Annotated in this window: 14 protein-coding genes; 5 read left to right on the forward strand and 9 right to left on the reverse strand. The window is 66.3% G+C overall.

Annotated elements, in window-relative coordinates; translation table 11 throughout:
• Positions 1–194: 194 nt before the first annotated feature.
• Positions 195–629, reverse strand: coding sequence for a MarR family transcriptional regulator (locus AB0B25_RS01670; RefSeq protein WP_357173094.1), 435 nt, complete (start codon positions 627–629; stop codon positions 195–197).
• 85 nt (positions 630–714) lie between these two features.
• Here AB0B25_RS01670 and AB0B25_RS01675 point away from each other — a divergent pair, with 85 nt between their 5' ends.
• On the forward strand, positions 715–2,184 hold the full coding sequence (locus tag AB0B25_RS01675) for an MFS transporter (RefSeq protein WP_357173097.1): 1,470 nt from the start codon (positions 715–717) through the stop codon (positions 2,182–2,184).
• Between the two features lie 60 nt (positions 2,185–2,244).
• Here the strand turns inward: AB0B25_RS01675 and rfbC are convergent, their stop codons facing one another.
• Positions 2,245–2,793, reverse strand: a complete 549-nt coding sequence (gene rfbC / locus AB0B25_RS01680) for a dTDP-4-dehydrorhamnose 3,5-epimerase (protein ID WP_357173289.1) — start codon at positions 2,791–2,793, stop codon at positions 2,245–2,247.
• Between the two features lie 2 nt (positions 2,794–2,795).
• Complete coding sequence (rfbA, locus tag AB0B25_RS01685) at positions 2,796–3,668, reverse strand: glucose-1-phosphate thymidylyltransferase RfbA (RefSeq protein WP_357173100.1); 873 nt, start codon at positions 3,666–3,668, stop codon at positions 2,796–2,798.
• A gap of 225 nt (positions 3,669–3,893) precedes the next feature.
• Between rfbA and AB0B25_RS01690 the strand changes: the two genes are divergently transcribed.
• Complete coding sequence (locus AB0B25_RS01690) at positions 3,894–4,886, forward strand: alpha/beta hydrolase (RefSeq protein ID WP_357173102.1); 993 nt, start codon at positions 3,894–3,896, stop codon at positions 4,884–4,886.
• 304 nt (positions 4,887–5,190) lie between these two features.
• Here the strand turns inward: AB0B25_RS01690 and AB0B25_RS01695 are convergent, their stop codons facing one another.
• Entirely contained in the window at positions 5,191–5,901 is a 711-nt protein-coding gene (locus AB0B25_RS01695; RefSeq protein WP_357173105.1) for a hypothetical protein, read from the reverse strand.
• 304 nt (positions 5,902–6,205) lie between these two features.
• Here AB0B25_RS01695 and rfbB point away from each other — a divergent pair, with 304 nt between their 5' ends.
• Positions 6,206–7,222, forward strand: a complete 1,017-nt coding sequence (gene rfbB, locus AB0B25_RS01700) for a dTDP-glucose 4,6-dehydratase (RefSeq protein WP_357173108.1) — start codon at positions 6,206–6,208, stop codon at positions 7,220–7,222.
• Positions 7,223–7,255: 33 nt separating this feature from the next.
• Here rfbB and AB0B25_RS01705 read toward each other — a convergent pair whose 3' ends face one another.
• Entirely contained in the window at positions 7,256–8,866 is a 1,611-nt protein-coding gene (locus AB0B25_RS01705; RefSeq protein ID WP_357173111.1) for a DUF2142 domain-containing protein, read from the reverse strand.
• On the reverse strand, positions 8,863–9,858 hold the full coding sequence (locus AB0B25_RS01710) for a glycosyltransferase (protein ID WP_357173114.1): 996 nt from the start codon (positions 9,856–9,858) through the stop codon (positions 8,863–8,865). The genes AB0B25_RS01705 and AB0B25_RS01710 overlap by 4 nt, the downstream gene beginning before the upstream one ends.
• Positions 9,859–10,005: 147 nt before the next feature.
• Between AB0B25_RS01710 and AB0B25_RS01715 the strand changes: the two genes are divergently transcribed.
• Positions 10,006–10,542 (forward strand): GtrA family protein, encoded by a 537-nt coding sequence (locus AB0B25_RS01715; protein WP_357173117.1) that lies wholly within the window; start codon positions 10,006–10,008, stop codon positions 10,540–10,542.
• A 136-nt stretch (positions 10,543–10,678) separates the two neighbouring features.
• Positions 10,679–12,604: a glycosyltransferase gene (locus AB0B25_RS01720; protein WP_357173120.1), complete on the forward strand. Its 1,926-nt coding sequence runs from the start codon at positions 10,679–10,681 to the stop codon at positions 12,602–12,604.
• Positions 12,605–12,751: 147 nt separating this feature from the next.
• Here AB0B25_RS01720 and AB0B25_RS01725 read toward each other — a convergent pair whose 3' ends face one another.
• The 3 genes from AB0B25_RS01725 to AB0B25_RS01735 form a co-directional block, all read right to left on the reverse strand.
• Positions 12,752–13,444, reverse strand: coding sequence for a hypothetical protein (locus tag AB0B25_RS01725; protein ID WP_357173123.1), 693 nt, complete (start codon positions 13,442–13,444; stop codon positions 12,752–12,754).
• Positions 13,445–13,500: 56 nt separating this feature from the next.
• Complete coding sequence (gene rsgA / locus AB0B25_RS01730) at positions 13,501–14,547, reverse strand: ribosome small subunit-dependent GTPase A (RefSeq protein WP_357173125.1); 1,047 nt, start codon at positions 14,545–14,547, stop codon at positions 13,501–13,503.
• A 273-nt stretch (positions 14,548–14,820) separates the two neighbouring features.
• The gene (locus AB0B25_RS01735) at positions 14,821–15,867 is read right to left on the reverse strand and encodes a glycosyltransferase family 2 protein (RefSeq protein WP_357173128.1); all 1,047 of its coding nucleotides are present in this window, start codon (positions 15,865–15,867) and stop codon (positions 14,821–14,823) included.
• Between the last annotated feature and the right edge of the window lie 9 nt (positions 15,868–15,876).

Here is a 15,876-nt window from a genome sequence, read left to right on the forward strand (position 1 = left end):
AGCGGACAAAGCTCGACCCCTGCGTGATGGCTGATTGGGCCACGCGCCATGACCTGGTCAGTTTTGCTGTAAAACAATGCGGTTCGGCGATCCGCCGTGGATGTCGGGAAGGATGGCCGCACGGCTCGGGACGGGCCGAGAGCGCGGCCGGGGCGCGCCATGACACTCCGGCAGCCGTCGCTACCGTGCCGAAGCTAAGGCTGGCACTGGGATGGCCCCGCCGACTCCCAGGTGTCGTTCAGCACGGCGCGGTGGGTCGGCAGAGCCTGTTCGTAGACCTCGCGGCCCTTGTCGGTCAGGCAGACGAACACGGCGCGGCGGTCATCGGCGCACATGGTGCGCCGTACCAGGCCATCACGCTCCAGCCGGGCGACGGCCCGCGACAGTGCGCTCTGGCTCAGATAGATGTCATTGGCCAGGTCACTCATGCGGTAGTCGCCGCAGTTGGCATCGATCAGCCGGTCGAGCGTCTCGAACTCGCTGAGCCCGATTCGATGCTGTCCCTGGAGCGCTTTCTCGAGTGCGCAACTCACCGTCGCGTGTCGGTCGAGCAGCTCACGCCACTCCCCTACCAGCCCGGTCGGCGCGACGGTGCGCCGGGCTGGGTCCATGGTCGACGGCTTCGACATGGCCCGATAGTAGTGCTCCATCATGTTATATGCAACCGCATTAGATGTGTTGGCATTTAATGCGCACGCATGTAATGTACCGCCCATGACTTCACCAGCAAGGCTCTCGGCCGCTCATGCGCCCGATCCGACCACATGGTCAACCCGGCTCTGGGGCATGCTGATCACGCTGTGCATCGTGCTGTTCCTCGACGGTCTCGACGTGTCGATGATCGGTGTCGCGCTACCGTCCATCGGTACGGAACTCGATCTGTCGACCGCTACCCTGCAGTGGCTGGTGAGCGGCTACATCCTCGGTTACGGCGGTTTGCTGCTACTCGGCGGCCGCACCGCCGACCTGCTCGGCCGTCGCAAGGTCTTCCTGATCGCGCTCGCGGTCTTCGCGATCGCCTCGCTGGCAGGTGGCCTGGTCAGCTCGGGTCCGTTGCTGATTCTCACCCGTTTCGTCAAGGGCCTCGCCGCCGCGTTCACCGCACCGACCGGCTTGTCCATCATCACGACCAACTTCGCCGAAGGGCCCGCCAGGAACAAGGCGCTGTCCATCTACACCGTGTTCGGTGCCGGTGGTTACTCCTCTGGTCTGCTGTTCGGCGGTTTGATGACCGGTGTCGGTTGGCGGTGGACGTTCCTGCTTCCGGTGCCGATCGCGCTCGCCGCCTTGGCCGCCGCCTACGTACTGGTGCCGAAGGACAAGCCCGCCGAAGAAGGCGGACACGACCTCCTCGGTGCACTGCTGTCCACCGCGGCGATGCTGCTGCTGGTCTACACCGTGGTCTCCGCACCGGAGGCGGGCTGGGCCTCGCTGCGCACCATCGGCTCGTTCGTCGCGGTCGTGGCGCTGTTCGCCGGGTTCGTCGCCGTGGAGAAGCGCGTGCGGTATCCGCTGGTGCGCCTGGGCATCCTGCGGAAAACCTCGTTGGTGCGCGCCAGTCTCGCGATCGTCGCGGTGGCGGGCTCCTATTTCAGCTGGCAATTCATCGTCACCCTGTACCTGCAGGACACCCTCGGCTGGTCGCCGTTGAAACTGGCGATGGCGCTGCTGCCGGTCGGACTGCTGGTCGTGGGGTCGGCGTTCTTCTCCGACAAGCTGGTGGACCGGTTCGGCACCGGGCCGATCATCGCGGTCACCATGGTCGTCATGGCTGTCGGCTACCTGCTGTTCCTGCGGCTGGATACCGCGCCGTCCTACCTGACGATGCTGCTGCCCGCGGTGCTGCTGATCGGTATCGGCTGGGTCGGTTTCCCCGCCATCAACATCCAGGCCACCAACGGCATCGATGACGACGAGCAGGGGCTGGCGGCAGGCGTGCTGCAGACCTCCATGCAAGTCGGGGCGGCCGTCGTGCTCGCGGTGACCACGGCGATCATCGCTTCCGGGGCGCACGCCGATATCTCCGCGGCCGGGATGCTCGAAACCTACCGTCCTGGTCTGGCGTTCGCCGCAGGCGTCGCCATTGTCGGCGCGCTCGTCGCGTTGCTCGCCTTTGTACCGAAGTACCGCAGGCAGGAGCGGGCGGTCGACCTGCAGGAGCGGGAGTTGGAACTGGTCGGCTGACCCGGCGGAGTCGCGAAACCGGGCGTCATCATCCCGACCGGGGTGATGGCGCCCGTCGCATCAGGAGAACGGCGGGGCGACGGTGTCCTTGGCAGAGCGGATGAAGGTGAGTTTGCTGCCGTCGCGGCCCACCTCCGGCCACTCGATCCCCAGGGTGGGGTCGAAGGCGTCGATGTCGCGGTCGAACTCGGGCTGATACTCGAGCGAGCACAGATAGGTGACCGTCGACCGGTCCTCCAGCGACAGGATTGCGTGGCCGAGTCCCTCGGACAGGAACACCGAGCGCCGGTCGACGTCGTCGAGCAGCACGCTGTCCCAGCGGCCGTAGGTCGGTGAGCCGGGGCGCAGGTCGACGACCACGTCGAGGAACGCGCCGCGCACGCAGCTCACGTATTTCGCCTGACCCGGCGGATCCTCGGTGTAGTGGATGCCGCGCAGCACTCCCGCCGCCGACACCGAGCAATTCACCTGCTTCAGGTCGAACGGCCGGCCGGTCGCCTTCTCGAACTCGGAGGCTTTGAAACCTTCCAGGAACATGCCGCGGTCGTCGCCATGTTGGCGCGGGGTGATCACCCAGGCGCCGGGCACCGCGAGTTCGCGGAACTCCATGCTCACCAATCCCGTCCGCGGTCGAGCAATCCGAGCAGGTAGCTGCCGTAGCCGGACCGGACCATCGGTTCGGCGAGCGCGCGGAGTCGGTCGTCGTCGATGAAGCCCATCCGCCAGGCGGCCTCCTCGGGGACACCGATCTTGAGGCCCTGCCGCTCTTCGATGGTGCGCACGTAATTGGCCGCGTCCAGCAGCGAATCGAAGGTTCCGGTGTCCAGCCAGGCGGTACCGCGGGCAAGCACGTCCACCTGCAGCCGATCCTGTTCCAGGTAGGTGCGATTGATGTCGGTGATTTCGTACTCGCCGCGTGCCGAGGGGCGTAGTGAGCGGGCGATCTCCACCACGTCGTTGTCGTAGAAGTACAGCCCGGGGATGGCGTAGTTCGAGCGCGGCGTTTTCGGCTTCTCCTCGATGGACACCGCCCGGCCCTCGGTGAACTCCACGACGCCGTATGCCGTCGGGTCCGACACCCAGTACGCGAAGACCGCACCGCCGTCGATCTTGTCGAAGCGGTTGAGGCTGGTACCGAGGCCGGGGCCGTGAAAGATGTTGTCGCCGAGCACGAGCGCGGCGCAGTCGGTGCCGATGTGGTCGGCGCCGAGGACGAAGGCCCTGGCAAGGCCGTCCGGCTCGGGCTGGACCACATAGCTGATGGACAGACCGAACTGGGACCCGTCGCCGAGCAGCCGCGCGAAGGCGTCGGCATCCTCCGGAGTGGTGATCACCAGAATGTCCTCGATCCCCGCGAGCATGAGCGTGGAGAGGGGGTAGTAAACCATGGGCTTGTCGTAGACCGGGACCAGTTGCTTGCTCACCCCGCGCGTGATCGGGTGCAGCCGGGTGCCGGTGCCGCCAGCCAAGATGATTCCGCGCATGCCTTGAAGTGTGCCAGTCTCGCCGCGCCGGGATTCGGTGAGGTTCCGAGAAGTCCTCGATTTGATTACGGACGTTTAGCTTCGGTACCGAAAGGGTGATTCTGGTGCATAGATCACGTCATGCCTGGTGTTCGGAAACGACACCACGAGTTGTCAGCGCCGACAGCTCGCCCGGCAGCCCGGTCCGGTCGTGACTCGGCGCACCAGTTGTGAGGTAGGTGCGCGATGTCAGCGACGGAAGTCGGTGAACCCGGCATTGTCATGAATCCAGCGGGACCGAGTGCGCAATCGCGCCTGCTGCTGGCGGCCTGCCTGGGGGTGGTTCGGCCGGTGCTGCGGACGGTCCCGGTAACCAGGGCGACCATTCCGATCGGCGCCGCGGCGGTGCACGGATTGGCGGGGCTGCGTCCCATGCCGCGCGGGATCGACCGGGAGCAGGTGACACTCAACGGTTTCCATCTGGAGATCATTCGTCCGGCCGGCGCCGCGCGCGCGGTGCGGCACGGTGCTGTGCTGTACCTGCACGGCGGTGGTTTCGCGATCTGCAGTACCCGCAGCCACCGGCCGGTCGCGGCGAGCCTGGCTCGTCGCACCGGGCTTCCGGTGATCAACGTCGAATACCGCCAGCTGCCGGACCGAAGCATCGCCCAGTCGGTGCAAGACTGCCTGACCGCCTACCGCTGGCTGCTGCGCCACGGCGCGGACCCGGCGCGGATCGTCTTCGCGGGCGACTCCGCCGGCGGATACCTGGCCTTCGCGACGGCACTGTGCGCGCTCGAGTCCGGCCTGCCCGCTCCAGGCGGGCTGGTCGGACTGAGCCCGCTGCTCGACCTGGACTACGCGGCGAAGCGGAACTACCTGAACGTCACGCGTGATCCGTACATATCGTTGTCGGCGTTGGAGGCGGTGGTGCGCATCGGCGCCGAGACGGATGGGATGCTCGACCCGCGGCTCTCCCCGGTGAACGCGGTACTTTCCGCGCTTCCACCAGTGCTGCTGATCGCCGCTGAGGATGAGGTGCTGCGGTTCGACTGCGAACTGATGACGCAGCGGCTCACCGCGGCGGGTGTGCCGAATTCGCTGGAACTGTGGCGTGGTCAGGTGCACGCCTTCATGAGCATCGCGCCGAACCTGCCGGAGAGCAGGGCGGCACTGGCACGGGTGTCGCGGTTCGTGCGTGCCCGGATAGCAGAGGGCCAGCAGGCGCAGACCGCGTGAGGTGAGGTGTCTGCGTCTGCCCAGGCGAGCCCCGCCCCGCGGCAGCCGGGACGGGGCTCGCGTCTGTGCGGAGCCGTTCGATCGCGGAATCGGCGCCAGGCCATGCGGATCGCGGATACCGGTAGTGCGGTGTCGGGGAGTCGGGTCGGCCGCGAATGATTTTCGAATTCGAATAGTCGGCAGCTGATTCATGGACTGCAACCGTTTTCCAGCAAACGGCCGTGGAGGCGAGAAAAGAAACCCCGCCCGCTGTTGTGCGGACGGGGTCTCCCAACTGTTTCTGTTGCGAATTCAGTTGTGCGTTTTACTTCGGCGCGACGAACGGCTGGTTGATCGTGGTGAAGTACTGGATCGCCGCACCGATCGCGACCGGAGCGGTGATCAGCAGCTGGCCCGCGACGGTGCCGAGGGCGCCGACCGCGATGATGCCGCCGAAGCAGCCGATGACCGCGCTCGGGAGGAAGGCGCCGAACAGGCCGATGATGGTCGCCGCCGCGACGGTCGCACCGGCGATGCCACCGAGGACGCAGCCGACGGCCGCGCCGCCGAGGCCACCGATCAGGGTGGCGAGGGTGGCGCCGGTCGAGATGGTGTCCTTCATGCGGTTCCACGCCGCCTGTTCACGGTCGTACTCGGTCTTCCACGGCGCCTGGTTCTCGTATGGAAGGGCGACCGGCTTGTAAGACGCGTGCTCCAAGTCGAACTGCGGGGTCAGGGTGGCGGTGTGGTCCGCGATCTCGGCAGCGATCGGGAACTCGAAGTCGTCCAACCGGAAGGTCAGTGGCGCGCCGGCAAGCACGTCGCCGTTGGCGGCCTTGATCTTGAAAGTGCCATCCTCGACGACCATGGAACCGGCATCGGTCGTGATGATGGACTTCGAATCGACGGTCTGGGCGGTGAAGTTCACCGCGTTGTTGTCGGCCTCGGTGGCCGGTGCGGCGTTCACGGTGCCCGCGGTGATGCCTAGGGCGGCAATCACCAGCGCCGACGTCGCGGCAAATTTCCTCATCTGCATTTTGTTGGAACCTCGATGTGAAGCGTTCGGGGGGACTAGCAGAGCAAAATCTAGACCAGCAAACGCGTGGTGAACCCGTTGTGACGGTTTATTCAAATTTTGTTCACCATCGAGACCCGTGGCATGGCGGGGTACGAAAAAGCATGCGCTGACCGGGGTGTTTCACTATGAAACCAAACCGGTTGTCCGAATTCTCGAGAAGCGTATGAGGCAAAGGTCACAGTTTGTGACCCGGTTCGATGCCCGCGACACCGTCGACCGAGTTCGTCGTCGGCACGACCGATCGGCACGTAGAGTCGTGGTCGTGCGATTGCTCGTCACCGGCGGCGCCGGATTCATCGGCGCGAACTTCGTCCAGCAGACCGTGTCCGACCATCCCGACACGACTGTCACCGTCCTCGACGCGTTGACCTATGCCGGGAACCGGGCTTCCCTGGATCCGGTCACCGACCGGATCGATTTCGTGCACGGCGACATCGCCGACCTCGACCTGGTCGACGAACTGGTCAGCGGCGTCGACGCAGTGGTGCACTTCGCCGCCGAATCGCACAACGACAACTCCCTCGCCGAGCCGTGGCCGTTCCTGCAGACCAATATCGTCGGCACCTATTCGCTGCTGCAGGCCGTGCGCCGGCACGACGTGCGCTACCACCACGTGTCCACCGACGAGGTGTACGGCGACTTGACGCCGGAGGCCCCCTCGTTCACGGAGACCACGCCGTACAACCCGTCGAGTCCCTATTCGGCCACCAAGGCCGCGAGCGATCTGCTGGTGCGCGCGTGGACCAGGTCGTTCGGCGTGCGTGCCACGATTTCCAACTGCAGCAACAACTACGGGCCCTACCAGCACGTGGAGAAGTTCATCCCGCGCCAGATCACCAACCTGATCGATGGGGTCCGCCCCCGGCTCTACGGCGCGGGACACCAGGTGCGTGACTGGATCCACGTCGACGACCACAACCGTGCCGTGTGGGACATCCTGCAGCGCGGCCGGATCGGGCAGACCTATCTGATCGGCGCGGACGGCGAACTGGACAACAAATCCGTGGTCCAGATGATCCTGCAGGCGTTCGGTCGGGAACCGGACGACTTCGACCATGTCACCGATCGACCCGGCCATGATCAGCGCTACGCGATCGACGCGTCGCTGCTGCGCACCGAACTCGGTTGGGAACCGCGCTATGCAGATTTCCGCGCCGGGTTGGCGGCGACGATCCGGTGGTACCGGGACAATGAATCCTGGTGGCGCCCGGGCAAGGCAGGCACCGAGCGCGCGTATGTCATGGCTGGCGAGCAGACGATCAGCGCGGCTCGGGACTGACCCGAGCGCGCGCTGCGCGCATCCCGTTGCGAGTCAGCCCCAAACGATGCTGTAGTACTTCGCCGCAGCGGCAATGAGCGCGACAGTCGAGGCCACGATCACCGTGCCGGCCGGACCCGTATTCGAGGTCCTCCCCGCAACATCGGTGAGCCGCAGTGGCATCCAGCGCAACACCACCGCGAGCGCGATGATCGCCAGCGGCACGAAGTAGCGGCCCTGCACGCCGTCGATGATGTAGTAGCCGACCGGTGTGAACGACATGTAGAGCGTCACGTAGATCATCGCCACGCTGGCCGCCACGGTGAGCGCGACGATCAGGGTGCGTCGGAAGTCGGCAGTGGCGGCGTTCATCCGATCGGCGATACCGAGGCTCACCGCGAGTGCGAGCAGGCAGGCCAACATGGAGACGGCGGGAACGTCGATGTAGGCGAAGCCGAGTTCGCCGAAGAACTGGCTGAACCAGCGCTGGTCGCGCAGCGCGATGCTCTCGCCGAACACGTGCACGAACTCCAGCGGGTTGCCGAGAATGCCGCTGAGCTGGTCACCCGGGCGCACCGAGTGCCATTGGTGCGACGGCCGCATCAGACCCATGCCGTCGCCGGTCGGCGCCGCGATCTTCATCCAGAGCGCGAAGACGAGCGCACCCGCGGCGGCGAAGCCGAGCGGGATCCAGCGTCGCGGACCGGTGAACCCGAAGCGGTCGGCGGGAACCAGCACGATCAGCAGCGCGAGCAGCACATAGGTCGGTTTGCTCACCGGAAGCAGGATGGTCGCGGTAAGCAGCGCTGCGACCTCTACCCGGCCGAGCCGCTCGCCGAGGAACAGCGCCTTCACCAGCAGCGCGGAGACCAGGATGGCCAAGGCGTTGGTCATGGTGTCGGCTGTGACCGTGCCCGCCTGGAACACCGCGATCGGTAGCACCGCGATGGTGAATGCCAGCCATTGCACCCGGTGTGCGCGCAACGCGAACAGACCGAACCCGACCACCGTGAGGTACGCCAGCAGCCCGGCGAGCCGGGTCAGCAGGACCAGTCCGCCGACGTCGAGTCCGAACAACTCGGACAGCCGGATGCCGATCGCGGCGGGCATGTAGGGGACCGGGGAGTAAGCGGCGGTATTGGTGAACCAGACCGGTTCGGTGGCGTCGGAGACCGCGGCGTTCGCCAGTCGCTCGTAGCCGCCGGGGTTGTCCACCATCGGGTCCGGCTCGTCCGGGTTGGTCGTGTAGTCCTTCAGCGCGTAGCCCATCAGCGCGGTGATGCTGGAGGGAACGTCGCCGCCGTAGGCGATGCCGCGGTCGTCGTGAATTCGCTGTGGACCGAATCCGCCGTGCGCGACCTGGTAGGCCCGGCCGAACTGAGTGATCTCGTCATGGCCCCAGAACGGCGGGGTGAGGACGCTGAACAACCCGCCGAAGATCGCGACGAGCACGGTGAAGGCGACCGTCGCCGCGCCGAAACGCGTGGCGACCTGGTGCGCGGACCTGCGCAGGGCGCCTTCGCGGTGCTTGTCCACATCGACCGCGCCGGTTGTGTCGAGGTCGGCGGCGGGCAGTGGCGCGGTGTCCACCGTGGGCAGTGGCGCGGTGTCCGGGGGCGTGCGTACCTCGGTCTGCGCGGCCGCCCGATCCGCTGAGGCCGTCAACGCCCGGCTCCAGCGCCGCGCGCGTCACCACCGTTGTCGTCATTCGCGGGTAGGCCATCCGCGCTGACCGCCGCGTATCGCAGGTAGACGAGGCGCGCGGCCTCGTGACGCGAGCGGCGGATACCGTCGAGGATCAGGCCGGCCGTCCAGGCCAGACTGCCGAGCAACAGCAGCGTGAAGCCGAGGAACAGGGTCGGGAACCGGGGCACCTCGTGGGTGTTGTAGAACTCGACCACGATCGGAATGGTCAGAATGATCGAGACCAGCCAACTCAGCGTGCCGACCAGGCCGTAGAATGCGACCGGTCGCTCATGTCTGGCCAGCCCGATGATCAGGGCGAGGATCTTGAACCCGTCGTGATAGGTCCGCAGCTTGCTCTCGCTGCCCGCGGGTCGATCACGGAAGCCGACCGGCACCGCGGTCCTCGGCACGCGCAGATGCAGCGAGTGGACAGTCAGCTCGGTCTCGATTTCGAACTCGCGGGAGACCGCCGGGAAGCTCTTCACGAATCGCCGGGAGAACACCCGGAAGCCGGAGAGCATGTCTTCGACGTTCTCGCCGAACACCTTTCCGACGACGCCGTTGAGCACCTTGTTACCGGTCTCGTGGCCCGCCCGGTACGCCGATGCGCCTTCGTCCTGTCTGCGCACGCCCAGTACATGGTCGTAGGGGCCGTCCAGCAGTGTCTTGATCATCAGCGGCGCGGCCGACGCCTCGTAGGTGTCGTCGCCGTCGACCATCAGGTACACGTCGGCCTCGATGTCGGCGAAGGCGCGGCGCACGACATTGCCCTTGCCCTTGGTGTTCTCGAACCGAACGATGGCGCCGGCTTCGCGGGCCCGCTCGGCGGTCTTGTCCGTACTCAGATTGTCGTAGACATAGACGACGATCCCCGGCACGGCAGCCTGTAGGTCGGCGACGACCTTGGCGACCGAAGCCTCTTCGTTATGGCACGGAATCACGGCGGCGATACGAAGCTCGGTGGAGTCCACCCGGGTCAATCCTCGCGATCAGTGATGAATGTGGGAACACGGGGAGGGTACAGGGAACGCACCGCAGGCGCGTGGCCGACCTCACTGTGCTGACCGACAAAATTCCGACTCGACGCCCGTCCGACCGGCCTGCGGTACCGTCGGTCGGTGCCAACCAGTGAGTCCACCGCACCCGTAGGCGAGTCCGCGACGCAACAGCCGGGTTCGATCCTCCGGAAGGTGCTCACCGCGCTGCGGCAGGGCAGCGCCTTTCTGGTGGTCGGCGCGATCGGTTTCCTCGTCGACGCGGGCACTTATAACCTCCTGGTGTTCTGGGGTGGCGAAGGTGTGCTCTTCGACTACCCACTGGCCGCCAAGATCATCGCGATCGTCGTGGCGACGGTGGTCACCTACTTCGGCAACAAGTGGTGGACCTTCGCGCACAAACAGACCGACAATCCCGGGCGCGAATATTTGTTGTACGCGGTGTTCAACGTTGTCGCGATCGGCCTGCAACTGGGCTGCCTCGGTTTCTCGCGTTACGTTCTCGATCTGTCGAGCCCGCTGTCGGACAACATCTCCGGCACGCTCATCGGGCAGATCATGGCTGTGGTGTTCCGCTATTGGGCCTACGACACCTTCGTCTTCACCGGGGCGGGCAAGCCCAGAGACGGCGCATCGGACAGCGCTGGGGCGAACGGCTAGCAATGGTGCGAAGACCGAACGCCGCCATTCCAGAGCAAGCATGTGCTCAGGCCGGTTGCTATCCTCACCCCCGCCGTGAACGGTTATCCAGGGGCGTATCTGTCCCGTCCAGACAATAAAGAATTCCGAGGATTTCATGGATCAGTCGGCTACCCAAGCCGTTACCGAAACAAACGATCGCTCGACGGCTGTTGACGCGCCCGCATCGCTGCGCGCCGACCATCGGGCGCCGGACCGGTTGGTGCTGCAGCGCGGCATCTTCACCGGTCCGTCGGCGAAGGTGAGCGATGAGCTCTACGCCGTCGTCAAGGGTGGCGCGCGTCGGGAACGCCAAACGCTGAGACTGGACAAGGGCGCGACCGCGCACACCAATACCTACTTCGGCCGGTTCGCCGCGAGCTACTGGCAGCGTTGGACCACGGTCACCGAGGTGCGGACCACCATGGTGCTCGACGTCGCGAAGAAGGCAAGGGTGCGATTGGTCGCCTCCGACATCGCGGGCCATCGCAGGATCATCGACACCGCGCAGGTGAACAGCGCCGGCCCGCTGACGCTCAGCGCACCGCTCGATCAATACGTCGACGGCGGCGCGCTGTGGCTGGAGTTCGACGCCGTCGGCGGCGAACTCGGCATCGCGGAGCTGACCTGGAGCACCGTGGCGCCGGAGCGTGTGCGCCCGGTCGCCATCGCCATCTGCACTTTCAACCGCGCCGAAGATTGCGCGGAGACCGTCGCCGCGCTGTCGTCCGACCCGACGGTGCTCGCCGCCATCGACGCGGTGTACGTCGTCGACCAAGGCACCGATCTGGTCGAGAACAGGCCGCGCTACCAGGAGGTCGTCCCGGTCTTCGGCGACAAGCTGCGCTACCTCCGCCAACCGAATCTCGGCGGCGCGGGCGGCTTCACCCGGGGTCTGTACGAGGTGTCCGCGGTCAACGAGCACGCCGACGTCATTCTGATGGACGACGATATCCTCTGCGAGCCGGAAACTGTCCTGCGGCTCAATGCCTTCGCCAACATGACCGTGGAGCCGACCCTGGTCGGCGCGCAGATGCTTTTCCTGCTCAACCCCGATTACCTCAATGTCAGCGCCGAGGAGGTGCATCTGCAGCGGCTGCGGCACGGACAGAAGGTATCGAAGGCGCTGCGCAACACCAGCATGCTGAAGAAGAACCAGGAACGCCGCGTCGACGCGGGCTACAACGCCTGGTGGACCTGTCTGATTCCGGCGGAGGTCGTCGCGAAGATCGGTCTCCCGGTCCCGATTTTCTTCCAGTGGGACGACGTGGAGTACGGCATCCGTGCGCGGGAGAACGGCTTCGTCACCGTCACACTGCCCAATGCTGCGGTGTGGCACGCGGACTTCTACTGGAAGGACTACGACGACTGGGCGCGTTACTTCAGTACGCGCAACTCGCTGATCGTGGGCTCGCTGCACACCGATCTGGACGCGAAAGCAATCACCCGCAAGCTGTTTCGTGAGCTGGCCGAGCATCTTGTGGCCATGCAGTACGGGCTGGCGCACACCACGCTGCAGGGCATCGAGGACTTCTTGCAGGGACCGAAGGTGTTGCGCGACGGTGGGATCGAGGCACTGACCGCGGCGCGGACCAGTCGTGGCGAGTATCCCGAGACGATCAAGCATCCGGCCGCAACGCCGCCGGTGCGTTCGGCCGATATCCAATTGCGCCGTGCCGGTGGGGAACCCAGCCGGGTGATGCTGGTGCTGATCAAACGTGCCGTGACCCAGTGGTTCGGCCGGACTCAGCCGGGAATCATCGGCGTGACCAGGGAAGATGCCTACTGGTGGCATGTCTCGCTGTTCGACCACGTGGTGGTCACCGACGCCTCGCAGTCCGGCGTACGGGTGCGCAAGCGCGACAAGGCCCGCGCGCGTCAGCTGCTGCGCCGTACCTTCCGGGTGTTGCGTCGTCTGCGCCGTGAATTGCCCACCGTGCAGGCCCAATACCGCGCTGCCATGCCGGAACTCACCAGCAGGGCCAACTGGGAGCGGCTGTACGGCATCTCCCGATCTCCAGGCGTTACCAGCCAGGAGTCGTGAGGTCCAGCGCTGGTGTCACCCGTATTCCGGGCGTATCCAACCGGAATACGGGTGCGAGGTCAGTAGTTCTCGGTGCGAACGGGCATCGCTGTCCGGTATGCCCAGGACATCCGGCGAAAGGGCACCGGGGTTCCGGCGCCCTTTCGCCTACATCGTCGTCAGCGTCAGGATGTTCAGCAGGATGGACAGCCCGGCCAATGCCCAGATGATGTACAGGACGACCATGCCGGGCGCCTTCTGCGGCACCGGGCCGATCGCGCCGTTGAGGAACAACGCCACGGGCGCCTTGTAGTAGAACCGAGTGGCCTGGCCCTCGGCCATCGGCACCGTCACAGCGGCAGGGCCCATGTCGAACAGCCATGGTGTGGTGACCCGGACGTGGTATTGACCAGGGCCGACCGGGATGTGATTCGCGCCCCAGCGGGTATTCGGTACGCGTTGACCGTTGACCAGGATCTTCGGCTTGGTCAGCCCGAGCAGGAAGGTCCAGCCCGAATACGAGGCATCGATCGTGATGCCCGGTGGATCGGCGGGTTGGCCGTAGCCCAACTGTGGCGCCGACTGCTGCGGCAACCCGTACTGCGGCGGCTGGCCGTATTGCGTTGCGGGCTGGCCATATTGCTGGGGCTGGCCGTATTGGGGCACCGGCTGGCCATAGGGCGGCTGACCGACCGTGGGTTGGACAACATGCGGATGGCTCAGATGCTGCCCCGGGGGCGTCGGCGCGAACTGCGGTTGCGGCGGGTACTGACCGCCGGACGGCTGCTGACCGTATGTTGGTTGCCCAGGCCATTGCCCGTGCTGCTGGCCGTGAGGCGGGTACCCGCCGGGGTGACTCATCTATCCCTCCCAGATAGCGAACAATGCGAGCCGCACCCTACCGTGTCCCGGCGGAATCAGTACCGGGAGTTCCGCTCCCGGTACATCCTGCGCTGCTGTTTGGCGATGTCCCGCCAGACCCGTTGGCGTTCAGCCTGTAACCGCTTGTCGGTGCGCGCCTGGACCCACTCGTTCTCCCGCGCCAGCTTGTGGTAACTGTCGAGTCGGCGCCTGGTCAGCGCACCGTTTTCGATCGCTTCCCGCACCGCGCAGCTCGGTTCATCGCCGTGCGCGCAATCGGTGAACCGGCACTGTGCGGCAAGGGATTCGATATCGCTGAAGGTCTTCTCGATCCCGACGGAGGCATCCCACAGCCCGATGCCGCGAAGTCCTGGCGTATCGATCAGGGTGCCACCGCCGGGCAGCGGGCGCAGCTCCCGATGCACCGTGGTATGCCTGCCCTTCTTGTCCGCTGCACGGACCGCGTTGGTGGCGAACACCTCCGCGCCGAGCAAGGCATTGGCGAGGGTCGACTTTCCCGCACCGGAGGGTCCGATCAGTGCGACCGTGCCGTCGAGCAGCGCGATCAGCGCATCGAGTCCAGCGCCGCTGGCGGCACTGACCGCCAGTGTCGCCGCGCCCGGCGCCACGGTCCGGACGTCGTCGAGCGGAAGGTCGGTCGCGGAGTCCGCCTTGGTGAGCAGCACGATCGGTTGTGCGTTGCTCTCCCAGGCGAGCGTGAGCATACGTTCGATCCGTGCGAAATCGATGTCGCCGTCGGCCGCGGTGCAGACCAGTACCGTGTCGACGTTGGCTGCGAGCACCTGGCTCTGTGACCGGCCGGACACCGACGACCGCATGATCGCCGAGCGGCGCGGAAGCAGTTGCTGGACAGTCGATTCGGCGTCGATGCTCACCCAGTCGCCGGTGCACAGTCCGCTCACCGCGGAATCCGCGCGTTGGCATCGGGCCCGGGCGAGTCCGGTGGGTGTGGCGACATCACACTCGCCGCGGTCCATGCGGATCACTCGCGCGGGCACACAGCTTTCCTCGATCAACGAGGTGTATTCCTCGGCGACGGATTCGGTCCAGCCGTAGGGGAAGAGACGGTCGTAGTCGACCATGATGGGAATCCTTCGTCGGGCGCCGAACCCGACCAGGGTTCAGCGAGCGGAGAGAGCGGAGATGTTCTGTGCGGCGGCGTGCGTGAACGCAGCACGCCGAGGCGCGACAATCCGAACGTTTCTGATCACGGACCACACCTTCTTGCCTCTCTCGCAGCTGTCCCCACCCTGACACGCCTGCTGATTCCGGCGCAATCGAATTTCCACCGTTGTTACCCGGCTCGCTCGGTCGCGCACCGGGTGCTCAGCGACGTGGGTTGCGAAGCGCCGAGTTCAGTCGGGCTTGCCGAATTGTTCGTGGCGGCCCAGGGATCGCAGATGGAACCACTCGCGCAGGCCTGCCGGGTCACGGCGGGTGACCAGGAAGAACCAGGAAAAGCGGACCCATTCCTGGGGAAGGAGTTTGCGCATGCCGGGCTGGGACATCAGATAGCCGCGGTTGCGGTAGGTGAAGTACCGCTTCACCGGGTCGTCGGGGTATTGCGTGTGCATCCGGCCGCCGAGGATCGGCTTGAACTCGGCCGCGCCGTTCGGATGCAGGTACGCGGTCTGCAGGCAGGTACCGAACGGGAGACCGGACCGGACCAGGCGACGATGCACCTCGACCTCGTCGCCGCGCACGAACAGGCGCAGGTCCGGGACGCCGATCACGTCGACGGCCTGCGCGGAGACCAGCGCGCCGTTGAACAGCGAGGCAATCCCGGGTAGCAAATCCTCGTCGCCGAGTTCGGAGCGCAGCCGCCGCCAGACCACGCCCCGGCGCAGCGGGAACGCGAGGCGGTCGGGTTCGTCGATGTCGCAGACCACGGGTGAGACCTCGACCAGCCCGTGCCGGTCGGCGCAGTCCAGCAGGGTGGACAACACGTCCGCGCCTTCGGGCCTGCCATCGTCATCGGCGAGCCAGACCCAGTCCGCGCCGATGCTCAGCGCGTGCAGCATGCCGAGCGCGAACCCGCCCGCGCCGCCGAGGTTGTGCGCCGAACCGAGGTAGGTGGTCTCGACCGGCTGGTCGCGCACCAGATCGGCGACTTCCGACTCGTTGCCGTTGTCGACCACGATCAGGTGGTCCACCGGCCGTGACTGGGACGCAAGGACTTTCAGCGACTCGGCGAGCAGTTCGCGGCGCTTGTGCGTGACCACGACGGCCACGATGCGGGCATCCGGCCCGGTGTTGGGCGCCGCCACGGCGGTGGCCGGTGCGGTCGGGCCGCTGTCGCTGCCCGCCGAGGCCAGGGTCGGCTCGGAACTCTCCGGCGCCGCGTCGACCGGGGCCTGCGGCCCAGCATCGGGCGGGGTGTCCTGCCCGGTCGGCTCAGTCATGCCGTGGCC

This window comes from Nocardia sp. NPDC049190 (genome assembly GCF_040648115.1).
In the GTDB taxonomy this organism is placed as follows: Bacteria; Actinomycetota; Actinomycetes; order Mycobacteriales; family Mycobacteriaceae; genus Nocardia.

What these genes read in the sequence shown, in the direction of transcription:
- AB0B25_RS01670 (WP_357173094.1), bottom strand. Translation starts at nt 629, where the DNA reads ATGTCGAAGCCGTCGACCATGGACCCAGCCCGGCGCACCGTCGCGCCG.
- AB0B25_RS01675 (WP_357173097.1), top strand. Translation starts at nt 715, where the DNA reads ATGACTTCACCAGCAAGGCTCTCGGCCGCTCATGCGCCCGATCCGACC.
- rfbC (WP_357173289.1), bottom strand. Translation starts at nt 2,793, where the DNA reads ATGGAGTTCCGCGAACTCGCGGTGCCCGGCGCCTGGGTGATCACCCCG.
- rfbA (WP_357173100.1), bottom strand. Translation starts at nt 3,668, where the DNA reads ATGCGCGGAATCATCTTGGCTGGCGGCACCGGCACCCGGCTGCACCCG.
- AB0B25_RS01690 (WP_357173102.1), top strand. Translation starts at nt 3,894, where the DNA reads ATGTCAGCGACGGAAGTCGGTGAACCCGGCATTGTCATGAATCCAGCG.
- AB0B25_RS01695 (WP_357173105.1), bottom strand. Translation starts at nt 5,901, where the DNA reads ATGCAGATGAGGAAATTTGCCGCGACGTCGGCGCTGGTGATTGCCGCC.
- AB0B25_RS01720 (WP_357173120.1), top strand. Translation starts at nt 10,679, where the DNA reads ATGGATCAGTCGGCTACCCAAGCCGTTACCGAAACAAACGATCGCTCG.
- AB0B25_RS01725 (WP_357173123.1), bottom strand. Translation starts at nt 13,444, where the DNA reads ATGAGTCACCCCGGCGGGTACCCGCCTCACGGCCAGCAGCACGGGCAA.
- rsgA (WP_357173125.1), bottom strand. Translation starts at nt 14,547, where the DNA reads ATGGTCGACTACGACCGTCTCTTCCCCTACGGCTGGACCGAATCCGTC.
- AB0B25_RS01735 (WP_357173128.1), bottom strand. Translation starts at nt 15,867, where the DNA reads ATGACTGAGCCGACCGGGCAGGACACCCCGCCCGATGCTGGGCCGCAG.